The organism is Paenibacillus sp. CCS19 (genome assembly GCF_033239625.1).
In the GTDB taxonomy this organism is placed as follows: Bacteria; Bacillota; Bacilli; order Paenibacillales; family Paenibacillaceae; genus Paenibacillus_T.
Map to the genome: position 1 here is coordinate 113,543 of NZ_BTCK01000010.1, position 24,569 is coordinate 138,111.

Here is a 24,569-nt window from a genome sequence, read left to right on the forward strand (position 1 = left end):
GGAGTTGCGTTGATGCAAGTACTTCAAGGAGACGGAACAACATCTGCTGAATAAATAGACAATAATTCCGATAAATATTCAGTTATATTTATTTATATAATATTTACAGTAAATTATTGCTAATTAATTCGCCTACACTCCTCGAATTTAGCCTGCATTTCTCACTATACAATTATGAATAATCACAAATCAATGTATAAATATTTACATTTCAATCCATTTGAACACCCTGTTACCTTGATGGCTATAGGATATGTCGGACGAGCCTTGTTCAGCCAAAAAAACCGATAATCGCATACAGGTACTTGTTTCCTGCCTGTTCGCGATTATCGGTTTTTATAGCCTTGCTTATGGTCAGGACGGGTCAGTGGCCGTCCAAGTAATGCCATTATTTGCGACACTCACATTTAGCATTTTCATTAGCGGTTCGACTGGCGCGAATACCCGCTCCCCAATGGATAACAGCTGCACTTTCGCTTCGTTCTTCACTGCTAGATAACCCCGCTCCAGCATCAAAGTCTTAGCCGCGGGCATTTGTTTCGCCAGTTTTATAGAATCAGCTGCAGCTGTAATTGCTTGTTGCTCTTCTGCCTTTTCACTAATGTCAAAGGTGTGTTTTATCTTATCCCAGGTGATCTTATAACCTTGTTCTGCTGCAGCATATAGATCGACATACTGCTGTCCATCGTAAGAAAGTAGTGGATACTCTTTCTTATTCCAATCAAGCTGTCCGCTTGTTGTGCCGTCCACACGGGTGAACACACTCCTAACAGGCTGTCCGACATGGACTCTGCGGTTCAGCTTGCCATCATCTAGCGCTGTCTGACCGCCGATCAACACATATCGAATACCGGAGGAGTACAACTCCGGATGCTCAACCGTCGACTGATCGATGATCGTCTTATAATCGAACACGACTAGGTCGGCATCCATTCCTTTGGCGATTCTGCCTTTATACTTAAGCATCGGTGCTTCCTTCTCCAGACGCTGCGCGGGGAGAAGACTTGTTTTCTCGACTGCTTCCATCAATGTAATGACGCCTCGCTCACGAGCATATAACCCAATCGTCCGCGCGAAGGTGCCCGATGCACGAGGATGGTTGTTCAATCCCGGCTCTAGAATCGCGTCGCTTCCAATCATTACATAACTCGGCTTGATGGATTCAACGATGTCTTCAGGCGGAATCGCATAGGCGACTGCAAGCTTGCCTTCCCTCTGATACTGCGCGAACGACTCTTCTGTCAGCCTCTCCGTTGAGCCTGCCAGCTGCAGATCTTTGTACGTAATATGGAATCGGCTCTGCCAGCCTTCATCGAACCTTGCCGAGTTCAAATAGGTGCCCCAATAATCATAAGGGTAGATACACGCTGTAATATCCAGTCCTTCAGCTCGCGCTTTCTCGACGAGGGCAAGCGACTGCTTCATCGAGAATGTGCCGCCCGTGCTGTTGATGTGATCAATATGTACCGCCGCTCCTGTCTGACGGGCATAGCCTATCAGTTCGTTCAACGCATCAATATTCGTCCCTGGCTCTTCCATATCGGAGTAACGAGCATGAAAATATACCGGCACATTGTATTCATGCGCCAATTCCATCAGCGGCACAATCTCCGATGCCTGGACCCCTGGCACGTATTCGAGGCTGAACGAGATACCGAGCGCACCGTCATTCAATGCCTTCTCCGCCTGCGCTCTTAGCTGCGCCACTTGCTCCTTAGATGCGCTGTCGTATCGCCCAAGCTTATATTGATTGCGCGCCTGCGAGTAGAAGAAGCTTGCCCCATAATGGACTGGCGTCTCATTACGGCCATAATACGCATACCACTTATCAGGACTCGCTGTGCCGCCATGCATCGCGATGTTGCTTGTTACACCATCGGCAATCTTATTCCATACGCCCAATGGATTCGGGTCATAGGACAAGTTATCGATAAAACCCGGCGCAACGACAAGCCCTGCCGCATCGATCGTTCGTTTGCCTGACAGCGCCTTGGCCGTCACCACACCGATCTTATCGCCAACAATCCCGACATTCATAATCGCATCGAGCTTCGTCTCGGGATTGATGACACGTCCTCCTTTGAGAACGATGTCGTAGGTCATCTTCAAATCTTCATTCGTCACTAACGCTTCCGCCTGCTGTTCCCCTGTAGGTGCAGCAGCGGCTGTTTGTTTGCCCGAACCCTCCTTATTAGAGCGCCCATCTTCTTTACCAGCGCTCTGTGCTTTTCCTCCGCTTGCGGAAGTCACATTCTTCACGCCGTCGTTTATTTCATTGTGCATGCTGCCCCATACAATGAGGCCGCCAATTATAATACAAACCGCCGCCAAATTCGCAATACCTAACAGACGCTTGCGATTTCGACGGCGGTTGTTGTCTTGCGCTTCCATCGTAATTTCCCTCCAATGCAACAAGATAGCGTTTGTTACAAATTCTTACACTATCGTACTATTCTTGTCGCAAGAGTGCAAATCCGTTACAGAAGGCGCGAAGGTTCGCCAGCCCACATATTCTTTTCACAATAATCGATTACGTCGCTTCGTCTAACAATGCCAATAAACCGCTCCAGATCGTCAATGACCGGAACGAAGTTCTGCACTTTCACGAGCGAGATGAGATCCCGAATATTCGCATTAACGTGAACCGGATGATTGCTCATGCGAAGGGGCACGTCGGAAAGCTTAATTTTATGGGTTTGATCGAATGATAAATCGTTATTTTTCATATGCCATAGCAGATCGCCTTCCGTCACCGTTCCGACGTACTTGCCGTCCTGATCGAGAATAGGAACTGCTGTATAGCGATGATGCTCCATTCGTTCCAGCGTCTGTCTTAACGTAGCACTTTGCGGGATGTGCATAACCTGCTGCTTGGGCAGCAAAAAGAACGCAATGTTCATGCCCGGTATGCCCTCCGTTTCCATTTGATGCTGCTTCACCTACTATATAAACATAATAAAGGTCCAGCAATCATATATAGATCATAACCTTGTTTCCCCCTATTGAGAGAAAGGAAGGGATGAATGATGATGCCTCCGTCGCTCGGGCCCGACCGTTCCTCGACCGGTATGGATGCCAAAGTTGCCGCGATGCTTTGCTATTTCGGCAGCTTTGTAACCGGCTTCTTGTTCCTCGTCTTCGAGAAGCAGAGCCGGTTCGTTAAGTTTCATGCCATGCAATCGATTATCGTCTCTGCTACGCTTATTGTCATCCATCTCATTCTGGGTATGATTCCGTTAATCGGATGGTTTGCCGCTGCCCTGCTAGTGCCGCTCTCCTTCATCCTATGGCTTGCCCTAATGCTGCTCGCCCTTCAAGGCAAATGGTTCAAGCTTCCCATTATCGGTGATTTCGCGGAACAGCAAGCGTATAAGTATTAGTCATCTATCACGGACACAAAAAAAGCAGCCGGCTGGTTGGCCGGCTGCCTCTTGTAATCGAACTATTCCGTCGTGTACGGCAGAAGAGCGATTTGACGTGCGCGTTTGATCGCAACCGTCAGAAGACGCTGATACTTCGCACTCGTACCCGTCACACGGCGTGGCAAAATTTTGCCGCGCTCGCTGATGAATTTACGGAGCAGATCGGTGTCTTTGTAATCAATATGCTTGATTTTGTTAACCGTGAAATAGCACACTTTACGGCGCTTGTTACGGCCTTTACGTCCGCCGAACTTACGTTCTGGACGATCTTGTCCTTCTTCGCGTGGCTTGAAGCTCATGTTCGAACCCATCCTTTCAATTAAAATGGCAAATCATCTTCCGAAATATCGATCGGTCTTCCGTCATCCGAGAATGGATCCTTGTCATTCCGTTGGTTTCCGCCGCCAGAGCGGCCTCCGCCATACGATCCGCCGCCGGTGTTGCCACCGCCGCCATAACCGCCACTATTGCCTCCACCGCCGTAGCCGCCGCCACCGCTATTGCCTCCGCCATACGATCCGCCGCCGCCGCTTTCTTCACGACCACCGCCACCGTTCTCACGGTTACCGGATTCCAAGAAACGAACGTTATCGGCAATAACTTCCGTCACATAGACGCGTTTGCCTTCGTTGTTCTCGTAGTTGCGTACTTGAATACGGCCTTCGACCGCTGCAAGACGCCCCTTGCGAAGATAGTTCGCACACGTTTCGGCAAGCTGCCTCCACGTTACGACAGGTATGAAATCAGCTTCACGTTCGCCCCCGCCACTTGTAAATGGCCGGTCGACCGCCAGCGTAAACTGCGTTACTGCGACACCTGCAGGCGTATAGCGCAATTCAGGATCGCGCGTCAATCTGCCAATCAGAATCACACGGTTCAACATCGCGATAACCTCCCAATCGATCGATCCCTGCGTACATCATTAAGCAACATCTTTAACGATAAGAACACGAACGACTTCGTCCGCAATCTTCATGACACGATCGAGTTCTGTAATTACTTCTACCGGAGCGGAGAAGTGTACGAGAACAAAGATTCCGTCACGTTGCTTGTTGATCTCATACGCAAGACGACGTTTACCGATGAGGTCAGTTTTAGCAACTTCACCGCCGCCGTTCGTGATGACGCCATTGAATTTGTCAACGATAGCTTGAACAGATTCTTGTTCCACATCAGAACGAAGGATGTACATTACTTCATATTTGCGCATTTGATTCACCTCCTCATGGACTTTGCGGCCCCCGTAAACGGGAGCAAGGAGCGAGCGCTAACTCGCATACCATATTACTATACCAAATCGGCCTAGCGGTGGCAAGCACGGAAACACCGCCTGATTCTACCTGTTTGTAATCCCCCTGCCCTACGCACACTACAACGGAAGCACAGTACAGATGCTGTGTTTCGTAAGCAACATACATGATGGAGGGATCGAGATCGATGGGTGAATGGACATTATTCTCGCCTGGCGACAAGGCACCTAACGACGGCACTTATATTGAAGATGGCGTTAACTCGTTCCATATGGGTATCAACAACCCGCAGATCGTTAAGCTGCACAAGGGGCAACGTTTCCCTGAGACAAGCAACCATGAGCGCAAGTGGAAACGGATGCCGAAGCATTAATAATGACTTAATATTCGATGCATAAACAACCACCGCTCAGCGCATCATACTATCGACGGCGAAATGAGAGGTGCAATTCCGTTGAACACGATTGTGAAATGGAATCCGTAGAAATATGACACTTATTGAACAGAAGCGAGGGGTTGTGCTAAAGACACCGTCTGTAACACCATCGTAAAGTTTCGAAGATTGCCCCGATAAGGGTATCGGATGAATACGACGAATTCTGCCGCGAATTCGTGACGATGATCCGAAGTTTTCTACGTCAGAAGTGATCAGTTTCATATCCTTCACAACGCCGTCAAAAGGAGCCCGCAAGGGCTTCTTTTTATGTTCTACCCATCGAGACCCTTCAAAGGATTCAGGATGACAAATAAAAAACGGCCCTCGATTTAATCGAGAACCGTTAATCGCTATGTATGGCGGAGAAGGTGGGATTCGAACCCACGCACGCTTTGACACGCCTAGCTGATTTCGAGTCAGCCCCCTTGGGCCTCTTGGGTACCTCTCCGTGGTGAAGACAAGACTTATAATAACACACCGTAAATGCCAATGCAAGTCTTTTGAAATTGTCGGAATAGTTCTATTTTCTAACCGGTCTAGCCCCTATTCCGATCCATTCCCCGCATCCGGTTGCTGTCCATCCGCCTTCGAACGAAGCACCTTCTTCATGTTCTTCTCGAACTTCGCCCTCGGTATAAGCACGCTGTGCTGACAACCTACACACTTAATGCGGATGTCCATGCCCATTCGAATGATCTCCATCTCGTTCGTTCCGCATGGATGCTGCTTCTTCATTTGAACAACATCGCCTAACTGAAACTCCTTACGTTCCATTTCGCACCTCTCCTTTCTCCGTACGCTGGTACGTCACCATTCTTGGATAAGGCAAATCTATATGATGCTCATCGAATGCACGTTTAATGATCGCATTCAAGGCTCGTGCTACGACTGCCTGCATCGTCGGCAAGCATTCTACAATAACACGCAGCGTTACCTGCTCCGGTCCAAGCATCTGTACGCCAAGCACCTGTGGTTTGCCCATCGTATGCTCCAATACGAGCGTATCTGACTCCAATGTCTTCTTCATAATATCGACGGCGCGGTCCACATCTTCCTCATACGCTATCGCGAAGTCAACGACTGCAACCGAATTGTTCATTGAGAAGTTCGTTACCTCATTAATCATCCCGTTCGGAATGATGTGCATTTCACCTGTCCAGCTCTTGACTCTTGTCGTACGCAGACCGATCATTTCGACCGTACCTTTGAACTGACCGACTTGAATCACATCTCCGACAGCGAATTGATCCTCTAGAATAATGAAGAATCCCGTAATAATGTCTTTCACTAAGCTCTGCGCACCGAAACCGATCGCCAAGCTGATTACGCCAGCACCCGCAAGCAGTGGCGCCAGGTTGACGTTGAATTCAGCAAGAATTAACAGCGCCCCTACAAAATAAATCAAATAAGTTGTTACGTTCTTCAACAGCTTCCCGACGGTCAGCATGCGTCGTGTAAAGCTCGCCTGCTTCATCTCGCGCTCGATCATCATCCGGTTTATCGATTTATGTACGATAAGCTCGACAACCCTGCCAATAAGCAGAATCGCTGCGACCCGAACAATGGTCAGTCCGATGTCCGCCCATCTCTCGTGGCTCGACAGCCAATTGACGATGCTATCCCATGTTTGCGTGATGTCCATTTCCCTCAGCCTGCCCTTCCTTGCACTTGCCACTTACACTTACATATACACTTACACTAATCCATTCTAATCCCGTACCACTTGCTCGAATTGTTCTCCGTCCGACAACTCCCTGAACATTCCGCGAATTTCTACCTTCTCTGTTTCAATTACATCCCATACGGCGGACTCATCATCGTCCGGAAACCGGATTGATAAAGCGCAGCCGGCTGTAATCCCTTTTGGTGTTGGGCACAGATCAATTTCGATTTCAATATATTCTAGCAGCATTTCCATCCGCAGAGCCTGCTGCGTTGAATCGAATGCGATAAGCATATGCACTCTCCTAGAATTAAGCCGCCGCTGCATCCGCTGCAAGATCGTTCTGCAATCCGACAGTCATGGTCGGAAACGTATACAGGGCAAGCCTATTTGCGCCTTGAGAAGCGGCGTATATTTTCCCGCACAAGTATAAAATGGTTGTCCCAACCATATACTAGTATTACATTACGAGAGGCGGAGGGGAAACTATGAAACTGTCATCGTTATATGAATCGCCTTTAAAGGTGCCCTACTTGGAACCAAACGCAGCCGGCATCCTGACTAACCGTTTAACCGTTCTGCTGAACGGCTTATCCGGCAATCAGCGCATTATCGTCGTTTGCGTCGGCACCGACCGCTCCACTGGCGATTCACTCGGTCCGCTGATCGGGACGACGCTCGGCAACTACCGCAGCCCGCATTTTGAGCTGTATGGCACGCTGGAGGAGCCTGTCCATGCGATGAATCTTGAGGATACGCTTGGCCTCATTCATCGGAAGCATCCTCATGCCTTCATCATCGGAATCGACGCTTGCCTGGGACAAGTTACGAGCGTCGGCAATATTCAAGTCGGCATCGGACCGGTAAGGCCCGGCGCCGGTGTGAACAAACAGCTTCCTCCGGTCGGCGATATGCATATAACCGGCATTGTGAACGTTGGCGGCTTCATGGAATACTTCGTCCTTCAGAATACGCGCCTTCATCTCGTCATGCGCATGGCTGACGTCATCGCGCACAGCCTCTTCTCAGCCATTATGAACAGCCGAAGCTCTAGGCCTGCTGCAGTGCAAGAGTAACTGCCTTCTTCTCTTCCGGCGTAAGCGGATATGGCGAACTCCCTTTCTCGAGCGGCTTCGCATACACGTACGTATCTTCCCTGCTGTGAAGGCCGCTCAACACGATTCCGTCCTGCGAATCATTAATAATGGCCAGCGAGAAGCTTAAGTCGCTTCCGTTATCCGCGAATGCATTGTAGCGGTGCACAGCTACTTTGCCTCTCGAATCGCTTAGCGCTTTCTCCAGCTTCTCATACGCTTTGTCCTGCTCAGCCTGCTTGATCTGCTGATCACCGAGCTGCTGTCTGATTTCAATCAGCATATCCTCTAAGTTCGTTACACCCATTCCATCCATCGCGGTAACATACTGTTTCCTCAGCTTCTTCAACCGTCTGCCTATAACCGACATCCAAATGATTAATACGACGATAACCGCTGACAGACCCACTACTGTTAATTCCAAAGGCGATAATGCTTCATTCATTGTAACTCGCTCCCCCGCTGTCCCAAATCCACATCGCTTGTCGTGCATCCGACTCGACCATTATATGAGCATATAGCCGAGCATTATACCTGTCTTACTCGTGTACTCTATCCAACTGGATAATGAGCGCTTATTTCCTTCATCGCATCTACAAGAGCTTGTGCTTCGTCTTCCGTTGTGAAACAACCTACGCTTGCCCGAACTGCACCCTTCTCAAGCGTACCAGCTGATGCGTGCGCAAGCGGTGTGCAGTGGTAACCGGCCCGCACTGCGATACCGTAATGTTGGTCCAGAATAAACGACAATTCGGAGGCTTCCGCCCCTTCTAAGTTGAAGGCAACGATGCCTGTCCGCGGTTGTCCGATGGACGGGCCGAGCAATTGAATACCCGGAATCGCTGACAACTGCTCCATCATCAGTTGTGTTAATCTCCATTCCTTAGTATGGATCGTTTCAACCGACTCATTCAATATGTAACGCACACCTGCGGCCAGCCCTGCGAATCCTGGTGTATTCGGCGTTCCCGCCTCGTATCGATCAGGCCTCACACTCGGCTGCTCTGGCGCCTCTGATTGACTGCCTGTCCCACCGTGCAGCAGCGGCGTCAGATCAATCTCTGGATGGATATAGAGCCCTCCAGTCCCCTGCGGCCCCAGCAGCCCCTTATGCCCCGGAAAAGCCAGCATATCGATCCCCAGCGCCCCTACATCGATAGGCAGAATGCCTGCACTCTGGGCAGCATCTACAAGCAGCTTCACGCCATGCTTACGGCAGACCTCGCCGATCTCCGCCACAGGAGCTATCGCCCCGAGTAAATTCGAGCTATGGTTAACGATTACGAGCGTCGTTGCGGGTACAATCGCTTCTTCTATACGCTTGGGCTCAATTACTCCATACGTATCGGATTCTACATAGGTTACTTTAATTCCGATTGCCTGCTTCAAATATTCAAGCGGACGTCTCACCGAGTTATGTTCAACCGCCGTTGAAATAACATGATCCCCCGGCTTTACGAACCCTTTGATCGCTAAGTTCAGCGCAGCCGTCGTATTCGATGCGAATGCAATATCATTCGGATTGCTAATACGGAACAACTTCGCTAACTGTTTACGTGCATTGAACAGATGCCGGCTTGAGCGAACAGCCATTGCATGGCTTCCCCTGCCAGGGTTTGCGGTATCATACAACATCGCATCACGAACTGCATCAATCACCTCTGGGGGCTTCGGCCACGAGGTTGCTGCGTGATCCAAGTAAATCACTTTCTGACGATCCATTTACCCGTTCTCCTTCCGCGTTAGACCCCTAAATCATTACCGGAGAATACCTGCTATAGATTGAGAAAACCTCTATCCCGAGGAGCTCGAGAATGAGCCGCCGCGCTTAGAGGTTTGTTATACCACCAATAGGAATGATCACTCTCATTACGTAAGACGACGATATCCAAGTCCAACCCGCTTCCACGGATTCGCGCATGTACCTCTCCTATATAGTAACAAATAGCATACCCCTGTGTATACGTTCCATGGTACTGGAACTCGTACAACCAAGGTATGCTATCGCTCTTGTACTTACTATATGAATGATGGCGTTTATCGTACAAGATTAGGCAAGATGCTGCTGCAGCAATTCTAAGAGTCGTTCCAAATCCTGTTTGTTATAATACATCAGTTCGATACGACCTTTATCCTTCTGCTGTTTGATCCGGACCGTCGTCTTATAATGATCGCGGAGCGTCTCTTCCACGCTTTCGAGATATGGATCACGTTTCTTTGACTTCGCCTTCTCTTTATCCGGCTGTTTCTCTGGCTGCTTCTGAATCGCTGCTTCCAGTTCCCGTACGCTCCACTCCTGCTCAATCGACAGTCGAGCGAGCTCCAGTTGCTGATTCGTCTCCTTCACACCGACAAGTGCACGTGCGTGGCCCATCGATAATGTTCCACGTGAAACATCTTCCTTGATGCTCGCTGGCAGTGTCAGCAGACGAAGGAAATTCGCAATATGCGAACGAGATTTGCCCACCTTCATCGACAGCTCTTCTTGCGTCAATTCGAACTTGTCCATCAGCGCTTGATACGCAATCGCTGTTTCAATCGCATTCAGATCTTCACGCTGCAGATTCTCAATCAGTGCAATTTCCATGACCTGTTGATCAGTGAATGTCCTTACGACCGCCGGAATGGACGGATTGCCACATAGCTGCGACGCGCGGAAGCGACGCTCGCCTGCGATAATCTCATAACCGCGCAGCACCGTACGAACGATAATCGGCTGAATAACACCGTGCTGCTTGATCGACTCTGCCAGTTCTTTGATCGATTCCTCATCGAACGTTTTCCGTGGCTGATAAGGGTTCGGTCTTAGCTGCGCGAGTGGAACATCGATTACTTTATCATCATCCTTAACCGACAGCGACGGAATGAGCGCATCAAGTCCTCTACCTAGCCGCTTGCTCATACATAATCACTTCCTTCGCCAGCTCAAGATACACCTCTGCGCCTTTCGAGCGTGGATCGTATGTGATAATTGCTTGTCCGTGCGAAGGCGCCTCACTCAGCCGGACATTACGCGGAATAATGGTCTGATACACCTTTTGTTGGAAGTACTTCTTCACTTCTTCAATTACTTGAATGCCTAGATTTGTCCGTGCATCGAACATCGTAAGCAATACGCCTTCGATTTGAAGACTCGTATTGAGATGTTTCTGAACGAGACGTACCGTGTTAAGCAATTGGCTGAGGCCCTCTAACGCGTAATACTCGCATTGAATCGGAATGAGAACAGAATCAGCCGCAGTAAGCGAATTGATCGTAAGCAGACCAAGCGATGGCGGACAGTCGATTAGAATATAATCGTAGTCCTTGCCCACCTGCTGGAGCGCCTTCTTCAAACGAACCTCTCGCGAAATCGTCGAGACCATTTCAATCTCAGCACCAGCCAATTGAATCGTAGCCGGAATGATATTAAGGCCTGGAACATTCGTCGAACAGATGGCATCCTTCGGATGAACATCATTGATCAGAATATCATATATGCAGTTTTCGACGTCTGCCTTATTGATTCCGATTCCACTCGTCGTATTCCCTTGCGGATCTATATCGACCAACAGCACGCGTTTACCCAGCGAAGCTAGGCACGCCCCCAGATTTACGGACGTTGTCGTTTTCCCGACACCGCCCTTCTGGTTCGTAATTGCAATTGTTTTAGCCAATCCGTTCACCTCTTGTGTGTATGCAATCGATTCGTCTGAAAATGAGAAAACCTCTAGCGAGGCCTCTCCTAGTGAGCGACCGCGTTTAGAGGTAAGTTTTATCGCCATCAGAAAATTCTACCCCACTTCAATGCTTTCGTAATCATGCTCTCTCCCTATGTGGGCAGAAAAGACGGTTTCATCAACCGTTTCGCCTGGCAATACCATCGAACCAGCTTAGTTGCAGCAATTAGCGTTTAGGAATGTGTATAATAATTTCATAATGATCTTCGTGATCATTTTCTTTCGTATCAATCTTCAATCCAGAAGTCGTTACCATCTCAACGGATTGGCGAATCGTATTGAGCGCAAGACGTACATCCTTCGTGAACGAAATACGGCGAGACTTCTTCGCTTTAGCCGCTTCCTTATAGAAAGCAACCCGCGCCTCCGTCTGCTTCACATTCAATTCTTTTGAGATAATATCACCTAGAACCTTCTCCTGCAACTCATCCGTGTCCAGAGATAAGAGTGCTCTAGCATGACGCTCCGTAATTTTCCGTTCCATCAATGCATCTTTGACCGGGTTACTTAATCCGAGCAGACGAATCTTGTTCGCGATCGTCGATTGACTCTTGCCAAGACGCTGAGCCAGACTTTCCTGCGTCAATTGATGAAGATCAATCAGCTTCTGATAAGCGACCGCTTCTTCAAGTGCTGTGAGTCCCTCACGCTGCAGGTTCTCGATGAGTGCGATAGATGCAGCCTGTGAATCGTTGAATTCACGTACGATGGCCGGTATTGTTTCTAGTCCAAGCTTGGTGACTGCACGCCAACGACGCTCACCAGCAATAATCTCATAGCGGCCATTGCGCAAACGAACGACAATCGGCTGAATAACGCCGTGAGTCTTGATCGTTTGGCACAACTCATCAATACGATCATCATCGAAGATCGTCCTAGGCTGATAAGGGCTCGTATCGATATCGCCAATTGAAATTTGCTTTACTTCATCCGATTCCGGATTGTTTCGTTGATCGGCTATCCCGAACAACCGTGAGAACTGTTCTTTCATAACGTCAACTACCACCCGATTTTAATATGCCGTTGTCCAAATACAGGTATTTCGCCGGAATGAAACGTACTATGCCGATAATAAGAGTGGTAATAGCCGTTTCACCTTGGTACAACCGATCAATGCCTTCATGCATTCTCCGAGTACAACCTTGCCTATTTACTATTCGATATACAGATTCTCATTTCCTGCTTGACATCTATATCGACACAAATAAGTTTACCATGAATGTTTCACGTGAAACATTCATAGTAAACAAAAAAAATCGCGCTGCACCATCCATCTGGCAGCGCAGCGCGTTTCTACTCCATTACATTATACAATTGGCTGTTTCAAAGGCGTTCCTGCCTTGCGTGGATATTTCTTCGGTGTTTGATCTGTCTTCTGCAACAAAACGATATGTCGTTCCGATTGCTCCCAAGGCAGCTGCATCGCTTCGATGCCGATTGACTTCGCGCGAAGCTCGCGCATACTAGTCGTTGCTTCCCTCAGCTCGTCGGCAGGATCCCCGCCCTTCATCGCAGCGAACATCCCGCCTTTGCGTGCGAACGGCAGACAAAACTCATTCAACACATTGAGCTTAGCTACTGCCCGAGCCGTAACCAGATCATATTGATCGCGATGCTCCTGCAGCCTCGCGATATCTTCTGCTCGGCCATGCAGGCAAGTTACATCGCGAAGACCAAGCTCGGTTACAACATGCTGCAAGAACCCAATCCGCTTGCTGAGTGAATCAACAATCGTCACTTTCAAATGAGGGAAGCAGATCTTAATCGGCAAGCTGGGGAACCCTGCGCCGGATCCGATATCAGCAATGCTCCTAATCTCATTCATACCTACATAGAACGAGAGCGATATCGAATCGTAGAAGTGTTTCTCATATACCGCTTCCCGCTCCGTAATGCCGGTTAAATTCATCTTCTCGTTCCATTCGACCAGCAACTTATAATACAATTCGAATTGATTCAGCTGTTGTTCCGTCAGGGTGATTCCCTGCTCCGCAAGTTTACTGCTGAACCATGTCCACGTCTGATCCATCAAGTTATCGTTACCCCCGTGCTGCCCGCGCTGCTGTTACCCGGTTGTAATGCTCCAGGTAGACAAGCAGAATCGAAATGTCTGCCGGCGTTACGCCAGCGGTGCGCGATGCCTGGCCGATGGAAAGCGGTCGAATGTTGGACAGATTCGTCTTCGCTTCGTTCGCAAGTCCGTGAACATCGAAGTAGTCGATATCATCCGGAATGAGCTTCTTCTCCATCTTGTTCATTCGCTCAACCTGCAGCAGCTGCTTCTCGATATAACCGCTGTATTTGACTTGAATTTCGACCTGCTCCTTCATCTCATCCGTCAACTCGTACGGAGCAGGCGTCAGCCGTTCGACGTGCGCGTAAGTGACTTCCGGGCGAAGCAGCAGCGACAGTGCGGAGCAGCCGCCTGTCAGCGGAGCCGAGCCGATTTCTTCGAGAAGAGACTGGGCAGACTCGTCAGCACGAATTTTGGCCGACTTCAGACGTTCGATCTCTTGCTCGACCAATGCCTTTTTGTTCAGGAAGCGATCGTAACGATCTTGCTTGATCAGACCGATCTCATAGCCGAGCGGCGTAAGGCGCAGATCCGCATTGTCATGACGAAGCAGCAAACGGTATTCCGCACGCGATGTAAGCAGTCGATAAGGCTCCGTCGTACCTTTCGTAACAAGGTCATCAATCATGACGCCGATATAACCTTGGGAGCGCTCGATCACAACAGGCGATTTGCCCTGCGCTTTGCGGGCAGCGTTAATACCCGCTACAATCCCTTGACCGCCCGCTTCCTCATATCCCGAAGTGCCGTTGATTTGACCGGCGGTGAACAGACCTTCCACCAGCTTCGTCTCAAGCGTTGGCCACAGCTGCGTTGGTACGACGGCATCATACTCAATCGCGTAACCCGTCCGCATCATCTCAACCTGCTCAAGACCTGGGATGGAACGCAAAATGTTCAACTGCACATCTTCCGGCATACTCGTCGACAGGCCCTGAACATAATACTCCGACGTATTCTTCCCTTCCGGCTCAAGGAAAATCTGATGCTTCGGCTTATCGGCGAAACGAACGATTTTGTCCTCGATCGAAGGGCAATATTTTGGACCTGTACCTTCAATTGCGCCCGAGAACATCGGGGCCCGGTGCAGGTTGTCATTAATAATTTGATGCGTCGTCTCCGACGTATACGTCAGCCAGCATGGCAGCTGCTCATTATTGGAGCTCTCTGTCTCATACGAGAAGAACTTTGGCGTATCATCGCCTGGCTGAATCTCCGTTTTGCTAAAATCAATCGTGTCGCCGTGAACGCGCGGCGGCGTACCTGTCTTGAAGCGCGCTAGCTGGAAGCCCAATTCCTTCAGGCAGTGCGACAGCTTCACGGAAGGCTGTTGATTGTTCGGGCCGCTCTCGTACATGAGCTCGCCCATAATAATTTTGCCGCGCATATACGTGCCCGTAGTAATTACGACTGTCTTAGAGCGGTATTCCGCACCTGTCTTCGTAATTACACCAACACATTTGCCATCCTCGACGATCAGTTCCTCAACCATCCCCTGCCGAAGCGTCAAATGATCCGTTTCCTCGATCGTCCTCTTCATGACATGCTGATAATCGAACTTATCCGCTTGCGCACGCAGTGCATGTACCGCAGGCCCTTTGCCTGTGTTCAACATACGCATCTGAATGAATGTGCGGTCAATATTACGGCCCATCTCCCCGCCAAGCGCATCGATCTCACGCACAACGTGGCCTTTCGCCGGACCGCCGATCGATGGATTGCACGGCATGAATGCGACCATATCCAAGTTGATCGTCAGCAGCAGCGTTTCGCAGCCCATCCGTGCCGCAGCAAGCGCCGCCTCAGCGCCGGCATGGCCGGCGCCGACAACAATAACGTCATAACTTCCTCCGAAGTATCCCATTGTATTTCCCTCCCGACTTTCTTTTCCTTCATTACTTGCCTAAGCAAAATTGCGAGAATATTTGATCCAGCAGCGATTCGCCTGCCGCGTCACCAATCACTTCACCAAGCAGTTCCCACGCCTGTTGAACATCAATCTGTATAATATCGATTGGAATACCTGCATGTGTGGCATCCATGGCATCCATAAGCGACTGCCTCGCCCGCTCCAGCAGCGATATATGACGAACGTTCGTAACGTAAGTCAGATCATTCGTCTCGATCCCGCCTTCGAAGAACATATCGCTTACGACCTGCTCGAGACGATCAATTCCTTGTTCCTCCTGCACCGACATCGATACAATGCGATCGGCTGGGAATGTACGTTCAAGTTCACTCGTGTCCAGCTTTTTAGGCAGATCGATTTTGTTCAAAATAACGACAACCTGCCTGTCCGCAAGGCTCTTCATCAATTTGCGATCATCATCATGCAGCGGCTCATTCTGATTCAGTACGAACAGAATGAGGTCAGCATCCTCCAGCGCTGAACGCGAACGCTCCACTCCGATTCGCTCCACCACATCCGATGTTTCACGAATGCCCGCCGTATCAAGCAGACGTAACGGAATTCCGTTAATCGTTATATACTCCTCGATGACATCGCGCGTTGTACCCGGAATATCCGTGACGATCGCTTTATTCGAGCGCGACAGCGCATTAAGCAGCGAAGACTTCCCGACGTTCGGTCGTCCGACGATCGCTGTAACAATGCCCTCACGCAATATTTTCCCTTCCGACGCGGTTTTAAGCAACCGGTTAACGCCTTCCAGCGCCAGCCCGCACTGGGTGCGGATGAATGCGCTCGTGAGCTCCTCAACATCATGCTCGGGATAATCAATATTGACTTCTACATGCGCAATCAGTTCGAGAATTTGCTGCCGCAGCGGTTTAATCTGCTTCGACAGTGCCCCCTCCGATTGTCTTCTCGCTACCTGGAACGCACGGTCAGACTTCGAACGAATAAGATCAATAACGGCTTCCGCCTGTGTCAGATCAATTCGACCATTCAAAAATGCCCGCTTCGTGAATTCACCTGGCTCCGCCAACCGCACATCGCCTTGACGAAGTACGAGCTGCATTACGTTCTGTGCCGCAATGACACCGCCATGCGTTCCGATCTCGACCACATCTTCTCCCGTGAAGGAACGAGGTCCGCGCATCAGCGTAACGAGCACTTCCTCCACCCGTTCGTTTGTCGAACTATCGATGATATGGCCATAATGTACCGTATGCGTCTGTGCTGCCTCGAAATTATCTTTTGTTCGAAAAATTGCCGCCGTCCGCGCAATAGCATCCGGTCCGCTAATTCGGATAATGGCAATACTGCCTTCCCCGACTGCCGTCGCGATCGCCGCTATCGTATCGTGAGACATTACCATCTGAAAACGCTCCTCCAAGGTGAAACGGCCGTCGCCACCTGATTGGCGGCGCGGCGCGTTTCATTCCGATGAAATATAAGCCTACATATAGGTTGATAAATTATATAGTCTTATATTTAATAAAAACAGCAATGACCGCAAAGAGCCATTGCTGCAAATAGTACGCTGCTTAACCGTTACTGCTCATTATTCGCCGATTTTCTCTTTCGCATTCCTCTCCAGGAGTGCGATGACGACGCGCCGATTCGGCTCCTCGCCTTGACTGAACGTACGAACAAGCGGATGGTTCTGCAGCTGCGAATGAATAATTTTACGTTCCTGCGGAGACATGGGCTCGAGTGTGACTTCCTTCTTCGTCTTCACGACGCGGTCGGCCAGCCGATCTGATAGCTCCTCCAATGTCTTCCGTCTGCGTTCCCGGAAACCTTCCGCATCGAGCACGATCCGAACGGGCTTGTCACTGTAACGGTTGGCCACAATCGTGGTCAAGTATTGCAAAGCATCGAGCGTCTGGCCCCGGCGGCCGATCATCTGACCGAGATCGTCTTCCCCTTCAACCTCCAGAAGAAAACCATCTTTCGAATCCGAGCCGGATACTTTCACTTTCAGTCCCATGCAACTGGCGACTTCGATTACGAATTGCTCCGCATGGTCATAAGGAGTCGGAAGCTCTTCGAGCTCCACCTTGGCCTCCCTCGTGCCAATCAAGCCGAACAAGCCCCTCGAGGGCTGCTCCAGCACGACGGTGCGCACGCGGTCTTCCGTTGTTTGCAATTGATGAAGTCCGTTACGGACCGCCTCTTCTATCGTTTTTCCCGATGCGACGATTTTCCTCATTTCGCTGGAACACTCTCCTTACGCTTGGATGGGCGTACGTACAGGAAATAGTTCTGAACAATGGTATAGACGTTGCTGTAAATCCAGTACAGCGGCAGTGCGACTGGGAACTGAAGCGCCATTACGAAGATCATGACTGGGAAAATCAACAGCATAACCTGCATACCTGGCATTGCCGTCTTCTGCTGCGCCTGCATCATCTTCGTCTGTGTGAACGTCGTGATTGCAGCGATAACTGGCAGCAAGTAAGCGATCCACATGCCTTGGTCTTTAACATTCAGGCCCAATTGCAGCCCGAGGAATTTATGACCGTAGATCGCACTGTTTGTCGAAATCGAGTTATACAACGCGATGAACACAGGCATCTGAACGATCATCGGCAAGCAGCCTGCCATCGGATTGACGCCATTCTGTTGGAACAGCTTCATCGTCTCCTGCTGTACCAATTGCGGGTTATCCTTATGTTTCTTACGGATTTTCTCGATCTCCGGCTGAATCGCCTGCATCGCCTTGGAGCTACGGTATTGCTTGAGCGTAAGCGGAAGAATCAACGTCCGCACAACAATCGTCAGAAGCAGAATGGCTAGTCCATATTCTCCATTAAATAACGTAGCGAATTTGTCGAGCACCAATGAGAACCAATAAACGACGTTACGCTGCCAGAAGCCACCCTGGAGCATGTCCTCGGTTGTCATCGTTTGATGATTTGCCGAACAGCCAGCAAGGACTGCCATCATCATGATCAGGCCCGCGACAAGCAGCCATTTGCGTTTAAAAAAGCGGGACAATATCACAAACTCCTCTCTGAACAGAGCAAATGCTTTTCCAACCTAAACTATACCATATTCTTAGTTTCAATGAAACAGCTCGTACAGCAAGTCAGCCGGCTGTTGACGTCTTCTTGACGGTACAGTCTATTTCATTTCGGAGAGCTATATATTTGCGCAAAAGCATTGAATTTTAGCGCATTATGTCTCAGTCTGACTTATGTCCGAACCTTGAGCAATCCAGCTCTCTTCAGCACGTGAATAACGCTCTTCTCCAGCTCTTTCGTCTTCATCTCAACCGCCGGCTTGCGGACGATGAGGATCAGATCGACATGCGGTGCGATCCGCTCCGCGTTAAGCCGAACAATTTCTTTCACAACCCGACGCATTCGGTTACGCACGACGGCGTTACCGATCTTTTTGCTTGCGGATACACCAAGCCGAAACGGCTCGGCTGCAGGCTGCTTGGACCAGTACACAACGAACTGGCCGTTGGCAAACGACTTTCCTCCACGGTAGATCCGACTGAAATCAGCACGATTCCTCAGCCTCAGTTTGCGATGCATGGACCTCACCTCCGCTTTCTTACCTTATAAGAATTCGTAAGCCTTCAATTAATAATATTGAAGAAACAAATCCTCGATGGCCATAAAACCCTTCCTCATACATACGAAGATGTTTGCATCACCAAAGCTGCGGGTCACTCATCTCCGAAACGCCTCGATCAAGGATTCTTACCTATAAGATTGGACAAAATGCATAAAAAAAAGACCACCGCACAGTGGTCTCAAAATTACGCGCTCAGCACTTTTCTTCCTTTTTGACGGCGAGCAGCCAGTACCTTGCGACCGTTCTTCGTGCTCATCCGTTTACGGAAGCCATGGTTTTTCTTGCGCTTGCTAACATTCGGCTTAAATGTAGGACCCATTACAATTGCACCTCCTTTAAAGAAGTAATCATATGTCCTTCTCCGAAGAGAATAAGGTTATGCGGGTTACGTGCACATTCTAACTAGAAGGCATTCACCAGCTGCCGGACTTGATCGGGTTTATCTCTCATTGTCCCGACAGCCCTGAAAAAAGACCTTTTTATATTTAACCACGCGGCTAGGCAAAAGTCAACTGTGCCCGGAAGCGGCGAAAGATGTCATCCCGCGCAGTTGTGCACAATTCGATTGTCAGCGTTCTATTTTTGTGGATATCTACAACCCGATTGTGAAATCTGACGAAAATTAATAACATGTGCATAAAATTTGGCCGATTGGTGCGAAAGGTGTCGAAAGTTTAACAGGATATTAACAATATCTTGTGCTGTCAGTAACATTTATACACAACCTGTAGGATTTGTGGATAATCGGGGCAGATTCGTTGTAATATAAGGCTTCTTTTGCTATGATAGATATGTTTTCGATGTGGATACCGGCCCAATATCATAATTGTTATTAACACCCTGTGGATAACATTGTGAACAAATCCATCCCCTCTTGATAGATAGCGGGATTTCTTTCGTTTATACTGTGGATTTCTATCGTGGTAGCTGCTAAGCGCACTCCAGAAACCGCATAATAACAACAGATCGGCCAATCAGATGAAGGAGTGACAAGCTGTGGACAGCCATACCCCGGATATGTGGCAGCAAGTGCTGTCGGTGATCCAGACGAAGCTCAGCAAACCAAGCTTCGACACATGGTTTAAAGCGACCAGGGCCGACTTGAAAGGCGATGTTCTTGTCGTAACCGCGCCAACGACATTCGCTGCTGAATGGCTGGAAAGCCGATACACGAAGCTGGTCCGAACGACAATGTTCGAATTTCTGGGTCGTACGGTCGATGTGAAATTCGTTATTGAAGAAAACCGACCGCCGGAACCGGTGCAGACTCCTCCAATTGAGGTACAAGCAGTGGTAACGGCCGATGAACCTTTCAACCATCTGCTGAATCCCAAATATACGTTCGAAACGTTCGTCATCGGCGCCAATAACCGTTTCGCTCATGCAGCCTCGCTTGCTGTAGCTGAAGCGCCGGCCAAGACATACAATCCGCTGTTCTTATATGGCGGCGTTGGTCTTGGCAAAACACACTTGATGCATGCCATCGGCAATTATATTTTGGATCACAATCCGAGCATGAAAGTCATGTATATCTCTTCTGAGAAATTCACGAATGAGTTCATTAATGCGATCCGTGATAACAGCCCTGGGAGCTTCCGCAACAAGTATCGCAACATCGACGTGCTTCTCATTGACGATATTCAATTTCTTGCCGGCAAGGACGGAACGCAAGAGGAATTTTTCCATACATTCAATGCGCTTCATGAGGAACGCAAACAGATCATCATCTCCAGTGACCGCCCGCCGAAAGAAATTCCAACGCTGGAAGAACGGCTGCGTTCACGGTTCGAATGGGGATTGATGACGGACATCCAGGCGCCGGATTTAGAGACGAGGATCGCGATTCTGCGGAAGAAAGCGCGTGCGGAAAACCTTGAAATCCCGAATGAAGCGATGGTATATATCGCGAGCCAGATTGATACAAACATCCGGGAGCTTGAAGGTGCGCTGATTCGGGTCGTAGCTTACTCGTCGCTCATTAATGAGGACATCTCGTCCCATCTGGCTGCCGAAGCACTTAAAGATATTATTCCGACCAGCCGGCCGAAAATGATTACGATCAACGATATTCAACAGAAGGTCGGCGAATTTTACGGATTGCGGCTTGAGGAGTTCAAAGCGAGGAAGCGGACGAAGGCAGTGGCATTCCCGCGTCAAATCGCCATGTATTTATCTCGTGAGCTGACCGATTACTCGCTGCCGAAGATCGGCGAAGCGTTCGGCGGTCGTGACCATACGACAGTCATCCATGCCCATGAGAAAATCACGACGCAGTTGAAGGCTGACCAGGATCTGTTCAAGATCATTCAGAACTTAAGCGAGAAGATCAAAAATCATACGTGAATAACTATGAACAAACGAGCAAGCCTATGCACAAGCTATGCACATGTGGATAGGCTTGCTCTATCAGCGTTCACAGCGGTTATCCACATATTCACCGCGCCTATTACTATTACTTCTAGTATTTATTAATAAACATCGTCTAAATAACGACATCAAAATTCATTCGTCGACAAGCTTCAATTCGACGCGCCAACTAGCGATATAGGAGTGAGAGCATGAAATTAACAATAGCGAAAAACGAACTGAACGATGCGATCCAGCAAGTTGCGAAAGCGACTTCGTCTCGTCCAGCAATTCCGATTCTTGGCGGTATCAAATTCGAGGTAACCCATCAAGGCGTTACATTGACGGCAAGCGACACCGATATTTCGATTCAAAGCTACATCCCTGCTGAATCAAGCGATACGGTGATTGCCAAAGTGGAGAAGCCAGGCAGCGTCGTACTGCCAGCGAAGTTTTTTGTCGAGATCGTTAAGAAACTTCCTTCCGACAATGTCGAAATCGAAGTCAGCGAACATTTCATTACGATGATTCGCTCCGGTTCGACCGATATTCAGATGGTTGGTCTGGATCCAGAGGAATTCCCGGTTCTTCCTTCCATCGAACAGAGCGACGTTCTGCAAATCCAAGGCGATCTATTGAAATCGATTATTCGCCAGACGATTTTCGCTGCATCCACAAGTGAACAAACGCCGATTCTGACCGGTGCGCTTGTGAATCTTCAGGATCAGCAGCTTCGTTTTGTAGCTACGGACCGTCATCGTCTCGCTTACCGTACGTCGAAGGTTGATTCCAACCCGGATCTGCGGTTTTCCAATATCGTACTGTCCGCGAAGACGCTCAATGAATTGTCCCGTCTTATTCCGGATGCTTCGGCGCTCGTCGACATGGTCGTAGCAGACAATCAAGCCCTGTTCAAAATCGGCAACGTATTGTTCTACTCGCGTCTGTTGGACGGGATCTACCCGGACACTTCCAAGATTATTCCGCAATCGTTCAAAACAGAACTCGTCGTGGATACAAAAAAAATTACGGACGCTGTCGATCGTGCATATCTGATGAGCCGCGAAGAGAAAACGAACATTGTTCGTCTCGTAACGCTCGACAACGGCGGTATCGAAGTATCGTCCAGCTCCTCCGAGCTTGGCCGCGTAACCGAACAGCTGGAAGCGTTCAAGATGGAAGGCGATCCGCTTCGCATCGCGTTCAACTCCAAATATATGCTCGATGTGCTCAAGGTCATTGACAGCGAGCAGTTGAATATTCAGTTTAACGGTGCGATGAGCCCAATCATTATTCGTCCGGTTGATCATCCCCACAGCACCTACGTTATTTTGCCTTACCGTACAACCGGCTAAGCTGCGGATCAGCTTATACGAAAGAATGGAGAGTTACCGATGAAAGAAATTGCGATCGGAACCGAATATATTGCGCTTGGACAGTTTCTGAAGCTGTCGGATTGCATCGACTCCGGCGGTCAAGCGAAGTTTTTCCTGCAAGAGAATGAGATCATCATCAACGGTGAAGCCGATAACCGCCGCGGAAGAAAATTGTATGCCGGCGATGTCGTGCAGGTTGAAGGATTCGGCACCTTTACAGTCGTGCGGCGTGGATAACGCTGCTCGGCTATTTCGCAATAAGATAAGCCATGACTGTAAGGACAGGGGCTGAGCACTTTGTTTTTGAATCGAATTGCCCTGCGCAATTACCGCAATTACAACGAGCTGGAGCTCGATACGAGAAGCGGAGTCAATTTGTTCGTTGGCCCGAATGCACAAGGGAAAACGAATTTGCTTGAGGCTATTTTCGCACTCGCCCTGACGAAGTCGCATCGAACGTCGAAGGATAAAGAGCTGATCGGTTGGGAAGGTTCGGAGGCCCACATTCACGGGCTTGTGGATAAGCAGTACGGAGCGGTTAAGCTGGATCTGATGTTCTCGGCACAAGGGAAGAAAGCGAAGATTAACGGACTGGAGCAGCGCCGCCTAAGTGATTTTGTCGGGTCGCTCAACGTCGTCATGTTTGCGCCAGAGGACCTGGAAATTGTGAAAGGAACGCCGGGTGTGCGCCGACGGTTTCTCGACATGGAAATCGGACAGGTGCAGCCCGGCTATTTGCATACGCTGCAGCAATATTCCAAAGTACTTGTTCAGCGCAACAATTACTTAAAGACATTATGGTCCAGCGGCGGGGATAAACAAGGTCTGCTAGAGGTATGGAATTTACAGTTGGCAGAATTTGGTGTTAAAATTATTAAAAAACGGCAATACTTTATACAAAAGCTGCAACAATGGGCGCAGCAGATTCATGCAGGCATTACAGCTGGAACCGAACAATTAACGGTAGCGTACAAGCCTTCATTCGACATTGAAGATGAATCTGTTTTATTTGATCATTTTATGTTAAAATTATCACAAGTTAAGGAACAGGAAATCCGGAGGGGAACGACGCTTGTTGGTCCTCATCGGGATGATTTGGCGTTCTTTATTAACGGGAAAGAAGCACAAACTTTCGGTTCCCAGGGACAGCAGCGTACGACGGCATTATCGCTCAAACTGGCAGAAATCGAGCTTATTCGAGAAGAGATTGGTGAATATCCGTTGCTGCTGCTTGACGATGTGCTTTCTGAGCTCGACCGGAACCGGCAGACGCAGCTAATCGAGACATTCCAATCGAAAGTGCAGACTTTCATTACGACGACCGGCCTTGAGAGCGTCGACCTCGGCAAGCTACAAGATGCTGGCATTTATCATGTCTTAGACGGTCGTGTCACGCGTTAACGCATTAAAGAACTATAGCGTTTTAGCGAAAGGAAGGACTGCGAATGTATATCCATTTGGGCGGAGAGAAAATCATTCGGGCAGCGGAGCTGGTCGCTATTTTCGACGTTTCGATCGAGCAATCGTCCAAGCTTTCCAAACAATTCGTGGCAGGTGCACGCAAACGTAAAGACGTTGAGACCATTGGGGAAGAGGAACCGAAGTCGATCGTCTTGACCAAACATAAAATCTATTATTCGCCGATTTCATCCTCTACGTTGAAGAAGCGGGCCCATCATTTTGCGGCTTACTAAT

At 49.2% G+C, this 24,569-nt stretch carries 28 protein-coding genes and 1 tRNA gene; 8 read left to right on the plus strand and 21 right to left on the minus strand.

Annotated elements, in window-relative coordinates; translation table 11 throughout:
- Positions 1 to 354 precede the first annotated feature (354 nt).
- Together SBI19_RS09930 and SBI19_RS09935 are read right to left on the minus strand one after the other, a co-directional pair.
- Positions 355 to 2,391 (minus strand): amidohydrolase family protein, encoded by a 2,037-nt coding sequence (locus tag SBI19_RS09930; RefSeq protein ID WP_317967539.1) that lies wholly within the window; start codon positions 2,389 to 2,391, stop codon positions 355 to 357.
- Positions 2,392 to 2,477: 86 nt separating this feature from the next.
- Positions 2,478 to 2,900 carry a CBS domain-containing protein gene (locus SBI19_RS09935; RefSeq protein WP_317967604.1) on the minus strand — a complete coding sequence of 141 codons (423 nt, stop codon included), beginning with the start codon at positions 2,898 to 2,900 and terminating at the stop codon, positions 2,478 to 2,480.
- Between the two features lie 126 nt (positions 2,901 to 3,026).
- Between SBI19_RS09935 and SBI19_RS09940 the strand changes: the two genes are divergently transcribed.
- Positions 3,027 to 3,380 carry a DUF4870 domain-containing protein gene (locus SBI19_RS09940; protein ID WP_317967606.1) on the plus strand — a complete coding sequence of 118 codons (354 nt, stop codon included), beginning with the start codon at positions 3,027 to 3,029 and terminating at the stop codon, positions 3,378 to 3,380.
- Positions 3,381 to 3,442: 62 nt separating this feature from the next.
- Here the strand turns inward: SBI19_RS09940 and rpsR are convergent, their stop codons facing one another.
- The 3 genes from rpsR to rpsF are packed head-to-tail and all read right to left on the minus strand — an operon-like array spanning position 3,443 to position 4,632.
- A complete protein-coding gene (gene rpsR / locus SBI19_RS09945; RefSeq protein ID WP_127572033.1) occupies positions 3,443 to 3,721 on the minus strand; it encodes a 30S ribosomal protein S18 in 279 nt (92 codons plus the stop codon).
- 20 nt (positions 3,722 to 3,741) lie between these two features.
- Positions 3,742 to 4,305 carry a single-stranded DNA-binding protein gene (gene ssb, locus SBI19_RS09950; protein WP_317967544.1) on the minus strand — a complete coding sequence of 188 codons (564 nt, stop codon included), beginning with the start codon at positions 4,303 to 4,305 and terminating at the stop codon, positions 3,742 to 3,744.
- 39 nt (positions 4,306 to 4,344) lie between these two features.
- Positions 4,345 to 4,632 (minus strand): 30S ribosomal protein S6, encoded by a 288-nt coding sequence (gene rpsF, locus SBI19_RS09955; protein WP_317967546.1) that lies wholly within the window; start codon positions 4,630 to 4,632, stop codon positions 4,345 to 4,347.
- 227 nt (positions 4,633 to 4,859) lie between these two features.
- Here rpsF and SBI19_RS09960 point away from each other — a divergent pair, with 227 nt between their 5' ends.
- Positions 4,860 to 5,045 (plus strand): YjzC family protein, encoded by a 186-nt coding sequence (locus tag SBI19_RS09960; RefSeq protein ID WP_317967548.1) that lies wholly within the window; start codon positions 4,860 to 4,862, stop codon positions 5,043 to 5,045.
- A 420-nt stretch (positions 5,046 to 5,465) separates the two neighbouring features.
- Here the strand turns inward: SBI19_RS09960 and SBI19_RS09965 are convergent.
- The 4 genes from SBI19_RS09965 to SBI19_RS09980 all read right to left on the minus strand — a co-directional run bounded on the left by SBI19_RS09965 (position 5,466) and on the right by SBI19_RS09980 (position 7,065).
- Positions 5,466 to 5,556: transfer RNA gene (locus SBI19_RS09965), tRNA-Ser, on the minus strand.
- A 95-nt stretch (positions 5,557 to 5,651) separates the two neighbouring features.
- Positions 5,652 to 5,882, minus strand: a complete 231-nt coding sequence (locus tag SBI19_RS09970; protein ID WP_317967550.1) for a DUF951 domain-containing protein — start codon at positions 5,880 to 5,882, stop codon at positions 5,652 to 5,654.
- On the minus strand, positions 5,872 to 6,750 hold the full coding sequence (locus SBI19_RS09975) for a mechanosensitive ion channel family protein (protein WP_317967552.1): 879 nt from the start codon (positions 6,748 to 6,750) through the stop codon (positions 5,872 to 5,874). Before SBI19_RS09975 ends, SBI19_RS09970 begins: the two co-directional genes overlap by 11 nt.
- A gap of 66 nt (positions 6,751 to 6,816) precedes the next feature.
- Entirely contained in the window at positions 6,817 to 7,065 is a 249-nt protein-coding gene (locus tag SBI19_RS09980; RefSeq protein ID WP_317967554.1) for a putative Se/S carrier protein, read from the minus strand.
- 194 nt (positions 7,066 to 7,259) lie between these two features.
- On the opposite strand from SBI19_RS09980, the gene yyaC reads away from it, so the two are divergent.
- Entirely contained in the window at positions 7,260 to 7,847 is a 588-nt protein-coding gene (yyaC, locus tag SBI19_RS09985; RefSeq protein ID WP_317967556.1) for a spore protease YyaC, read from the plus strand.
- Here yyaC and SBI19_RS09990 read toward each other — a convergent pair.
- The 12 genes from SBI19_RS09990 to rpmH all read right to left on the minus strand — a co-directional run bounded on the left by SBI19_RS09990 (position 7,822) and on the right by rpmH (position 19,471).
- The gene (locus SBI19_RS09990) at positions 7,822 to 8,310 is read right to left on the minus strand and encodes a DUF4446 family protein (protein WP_317967558.1); all 489 of its coding nucleotides are present in this window, start codon (positions 8,308 to 8,310) and stop codon (positions 7,822 to 7,824) included. The two genes, yyaC and SBI19_RS09990, sit on opposite strands and share 26 nt — an antisense overlap.
- A gap of 107 nt (positions 8,311 to 8,417) precedes the next feature.
- Positions 8,418 to 9,587: an aminotransferase class V-fold PLP-dependent enzyme gene (locus SBI19_RS09995; RefSeq protein WP_317967560.1), complete on the minus strand. Its 1,170-nt coding sequence runs from the start codon at positions 9,585 to 9,587 to the stop codon at positions 8,418 to 8,420.
- Positions 9,588 to 9,915: 328 nt separating this feature from the next.
- On the minus strand, positions 9,916 to 10,767 hold the full coding sequence (locus SBI19_RS10000) for a ParB/RepB/Spo0J family partition protein (protein ID WP_317967562.1): 852 nt from the start codon (positions 10,765 to 10,767) through the stop codon (positions 9,916 to 9,918).
- The gene (locus SBI19_RS10005; RefSeq protein WP_317967564.1) at positions 10,748 to 11,521 is read right to left on the minus strand and encodes a ParA family protein; all 774 of its coding nucleotides are present in this window, start codon (positions 11,519 to 11,521) and stop codon (positions 10,748 to 10,750) included. The genes SBI19_RS10000 and SBI19_RS10005 overlap by 20 nt, the downstream gene beginning before the upstream one ends.
- A 229-nt stretch (positions 11,522 to 11,750) precedes the next feature.
- Positions 11,751 to 12,575: a nucleoid occlusion protein gene (gene noc / locus SBI19_RS10010; protein WP_317967566.1), complete on the minus strand. Its 825-nt coding sequence runs from the start codon at positions 12,573 to 12,575 to the stop codon at positions 11,751 to 11,753.
- 315 nt (positions 12,576 to 12,890) lie between these two features.
- The gene (gene rsmG / locus SBI19_RS10015; protein ID WP_317967608.1) at positions 12,891 to 13,613 is read right to left on the minus strand and encodes a 16S rRNA (guanine(527)-N(7))-methyltransferase RsmG; all 723 of its coding nucleotides are present in this window, start codon (positions 13,611 to 13,613) and stop codon (positions 12,891 to 12,893) included.
- Positions 13,614 to 13,623: 10 nt separating this feature from the next.
- The gene (gene mnmG, locus SBI19_RS10020) at positions 13,624 to 15,522 is read right to left on the minus strand and encodes a tRNA uridine-5-carboxymethylaminomethyl(34) synthesis enzyme MnmG (RefSeq protein ID WP_317967568.1); all 1,899 of its coding nucleotides are present in this window, start codon (positions 15,520 to 15,522) and stop codon (positions 13,624 to 13,626) included.
- Positions 15,523 to 15,553: 31 nt separating this feature from the next.
- Entirely contained in the window at positions 15,554 to 16,933 is a 1,380-nt protein-coding gene (gene mnmE, locus SBI19_RS10025; protein WP_317967610.1) for a tRNA uridine-5-carboxymethylaminomethyl(34) synthesis GTPase MnmE, read from the minus strand.
- Between the two features lie 192 nt (positions 16,934 to 17,125).
- Positions 17,126 to 17,776 carry an RNA-binding cell elongation regulator Jag/EloR gene (jag, locus tag SBI19_RS10030; protein ID WP_317967570.1) on the minus strand — a complete coding sequence of 217 codons (651 nt, stop codon included), beginning with the start codon at positions 17,774 to 17,776 and terminating at the stop codon, positions 17,126 to 17,128.
- On the minus strand, positions 17,773 to 18,567 hold the full coding sequence (locus SBI19_RS10035) for a YidC/Oxa1 family membrane protein insertase (protein ID WP_483312268.1): 795 nt from the start codon (positions 18,565 to 18,567) through the stop codon (positions 17,773 to 17,775). Before SBI19_RS10035 ends, jag begins: the two co-directional genes overlap by 4 nt.
- Positions 18,568 to 18,761: 194 nt before the next feature.
- Entirely contained in the window at positions 18,762 to 19,109 is a 348-nt protein-coding gene (gene rnpA / locus SBI19_RS10040; RefSeq protein WP_317967572.1) for a ribonuclease P protein component, read from the minus strand.
- A 227-nt stretch (positions 19,110 to 19,336) separates the two neighbouring features.
- Positions 19,337 to 19,471, minus strand: a complete 135-nt coding sequence (rpmH, locus tag SBI19_RS10045) for a 50S ribosomal protein L34 (protein ID WP_191204595.1) — start codon at positions 19,469 to 19,471, stop codon at positions 19,337 to 19,339.
- Between the two features lie 677 nt (positions 19,472 to 20,148).
- Between rpmH and dnaA the strand changes: the two genes are divergently transcribed.
- From dnaA to remB, 5 genes are all read left to right on the plus strand, one after another.
- Positions 20,149 to 21,495 carry a chromosomal replication initiator protein DnaA gene (dnaA, locus tag SBI19_RS10050; RefSeq protein ID WP_317967575.1) on the plus strand — a complete coding sequence of 449 codons (1,347 nt, stop codon included), beginning with the start codon at positions 20,149 to 20,151 and terminating at the stop codon, positions 21,493 to 21,495.
- 215 nt (positions 21,496 to 21,710) lie between these two features.
- Positions 21,711 to 22,853, plus strand: coding sequence for a DNA polymerase III subunit beta (dnaN, locus tag SBI19_RS10055; RefSeq protein WP_317967577.1), 1,143 nt, complete (start codon positions 21,711 to 21,713; stop codon positions 22,851 to 22,853).
- A gap of 39 nt (positions 22,854 to 22,892) precedes the next feature.
- Complete coding sequence (yaaA, locus tag SBI19_RS10060) at positions 22,893 to 23,111, plus strand: S4 domain-containing protein YaaA (RefSeq protein ID WP_317967579.1); 219 nt, start codon at positions 22,893 to 22,895, stop codon at positions 23,109 to 23,111.
- Between the two features lie 60 nt (positions 23,112 to 23,171).
- The gene (gene recF / locus SBI19_RS10065; RefSeq protein ID WP_317967581.1) at positions 23,172 to 24,275 is read left to right on the plus strand and encodes a DNA replication/repair protein RecF; all 1,104 of its coding nucleotides are present in this window, start codon (positions 23,172 to 23,174) and stop codon (positions 24,273 to 24,275) included.
- A gap of 44 nt (positions 24,276 to 24,319) precedes the next feature.
- A complete protein-coding gene (remB, locus tag SBI19_RS10070) occupies positions 24,320 to 24,568 on the plus strand; it encodes an extracellular matrix regulator RemB (protein ID WP_110042347.1) in 249 nt (82 codons plus the stop codon).
- Position 24,569 lies beyond the last annotated feature (1 nt).

Excerpts from the sequence above, each read along its gene's own strand:
- SBI19_RS09930 (WP_317967539.1), bottom strand. The coding sequence starts at position 2,391 with ATGGAAGCGCAAGACAACAACCGCCGTCGAAATCGCAAGCGTCTGTTA.
- SBI19_RS09935 (WP_317967604.1), bottom strand. The coding sequence starts at position 2,900 with ATGAACATTGCGTTCTTTTTGCTGCCCAAGCAGCAGGTTATGCACATC.
- SBI19_RS09940 (WP_317967606.1), top strand. The coding sequence starts at position 3,027 with ATGATGCCTCCGTCGCTCGGGCCCGACCGTTCCTCGACCGGTATGGAT.
- rpsR (WP_127572033.1), bottom strand. The coding sequence starts at position 3,721 with ATGAGCTTCAAGCCACGCGAAGAAGGACAAGATCGTCCAGAACGTAAG.
- ssb (WP_317967544.1), bottom strand. The coding sequence starts at position 4,305 with ATGTTGAACCGTGTGATTCTGATTGGCAGATTGACGCGCGATCCTGAA.
- rpsF (WP_317967546.1), bottom strand. The coding sequence starts at position 4,632 with ATGCGCAAATATGAAGTAATGTACATCCTTCGTTCTGATGTGGAACAA.
- SBI19_RS09960 (WP_317967548.1), top strand. The coding sequence starts at position 4,860 with ATGGGTGAATGGACATTATTCTCGCCTGGCGACAAGGCACCTAACGAC.
- SBI19_RS09970 (WP_317967550.1), bottom strand. The coding sequence starts at position 5,882 with ATGGAACGTAAGGAGTTTCAGTTAGGCGATGTTGTTCAAATGAAGAAG.
- SBI19_RS09975 (WP_317967552.1), bottom strand. The coding sequence starts at position 6,750 with ATGGACATCACGCAAACATGGGATAGCATCGTCAATTGGCTGTCGAGC.
- SBI19_RS09980 (WP_317967554.1), bottom strand. The coding sequence starts at position 7,065 with ATGCTTATCGCATTCGATTCAACGCAGCAGGCTCTGCGGATGGAAATG.
- yyaC (WP_317967556.1), top strand. The coding sequence starts at position 7,260 with ATGAAACTGTCATCGTTATATGAATCGCCTTTAAAGGTGCCCTACTTG.
- SBI19_RS09990 (WP_317967558.1), bottom strand. The coding sequence starts at position 8,310 with ATGAATGAAGCATTATCGCCTTTGGAATTAACAGTAGTGGGTCTGTCA.
- SBI19_RS09995 (WP_317967560.1), bottom strand. The coding sequence starts at position 9,587 with ATGGATCGTCAGAAAGTGATTTACTTGGATCACGCAGCAACCTCGTGG.
- SBI19_RS10000 (WP_317967562.1), bottom strand. The coding sequence starts at position 10,767 with ATGAGCAAGCGGCTAGGTAGAGGACTTGATGCGCTCATTCCGTCGCTG.
- noc (WP_317967566.1), bottom strand. The coding sequence starts at position 12,575 with ATGAAAGAACAGTTCTCACGGTTGTTCGGGATAGCCGATCAACGAAAC.
- rsmG (WP_317967608.1), bottom strand. The coding sequence starts at position 13,613 with ATGGATCAGACGTGGACATGGTTCAGCAGTAAACTTGCGGAGCAGGGA.
- mnmG (WP_317967568.1), bottom strand. The coding sequence starts at position 15,522 with ATGGGATACTTCGGAGGAAGTTATGACGTTATTGTTGTCGGCGCCGGC.
- mnmE (WP_317967610.1), bottom strand. The coding sequence starts at position 16,933 with ATGTCTCACGATACGATAGCGGCGATCGCGACGGCAGTCGGGGAAGGC.
- jag (WP_317967570.1), bottom strand. The coding sequence starts at position 17,776 with ATGAGGAAAATCGTCGCATCGGGAAAAACGATAGAAGAGGCGGTCCGT.
- rnpA (WP_317967572.1), bottom strand. The coding sequence starts at position 19,109 with ATGCATCGCAAACTGAGGCTGAGGAATCGTGCTGATTTCAGTCGGATC.
- rpmH (WP_191204595.1), bottom strand. The coding sequence starts at position 19,471 with ATGGGTCCTACATTTAAGCCGAATGTTAGCAAGCGCAAGAAAAACCAT.
- dnaN (WP_317967577.1), top strand. The coding sequence starts at position 21,711 with ATGAAATTAACAATAGCGAAAAACGAACTGAACGATGCGATCCAGCAA.
- yaaA (WP_317967579.1), top strand. The coding sequence starts at position 22,893 with ATGAAAGAAATTGCGATCGGAACCGAATATATTGCGCTTGGACAGTTT.
- remB (WP_110042347.1), top strand. The coding sequence starts at position 24,320 with ATGTATATCCATTTGGGCGGAGAGAAAATCATTCGGGCAGCGGAGCTG.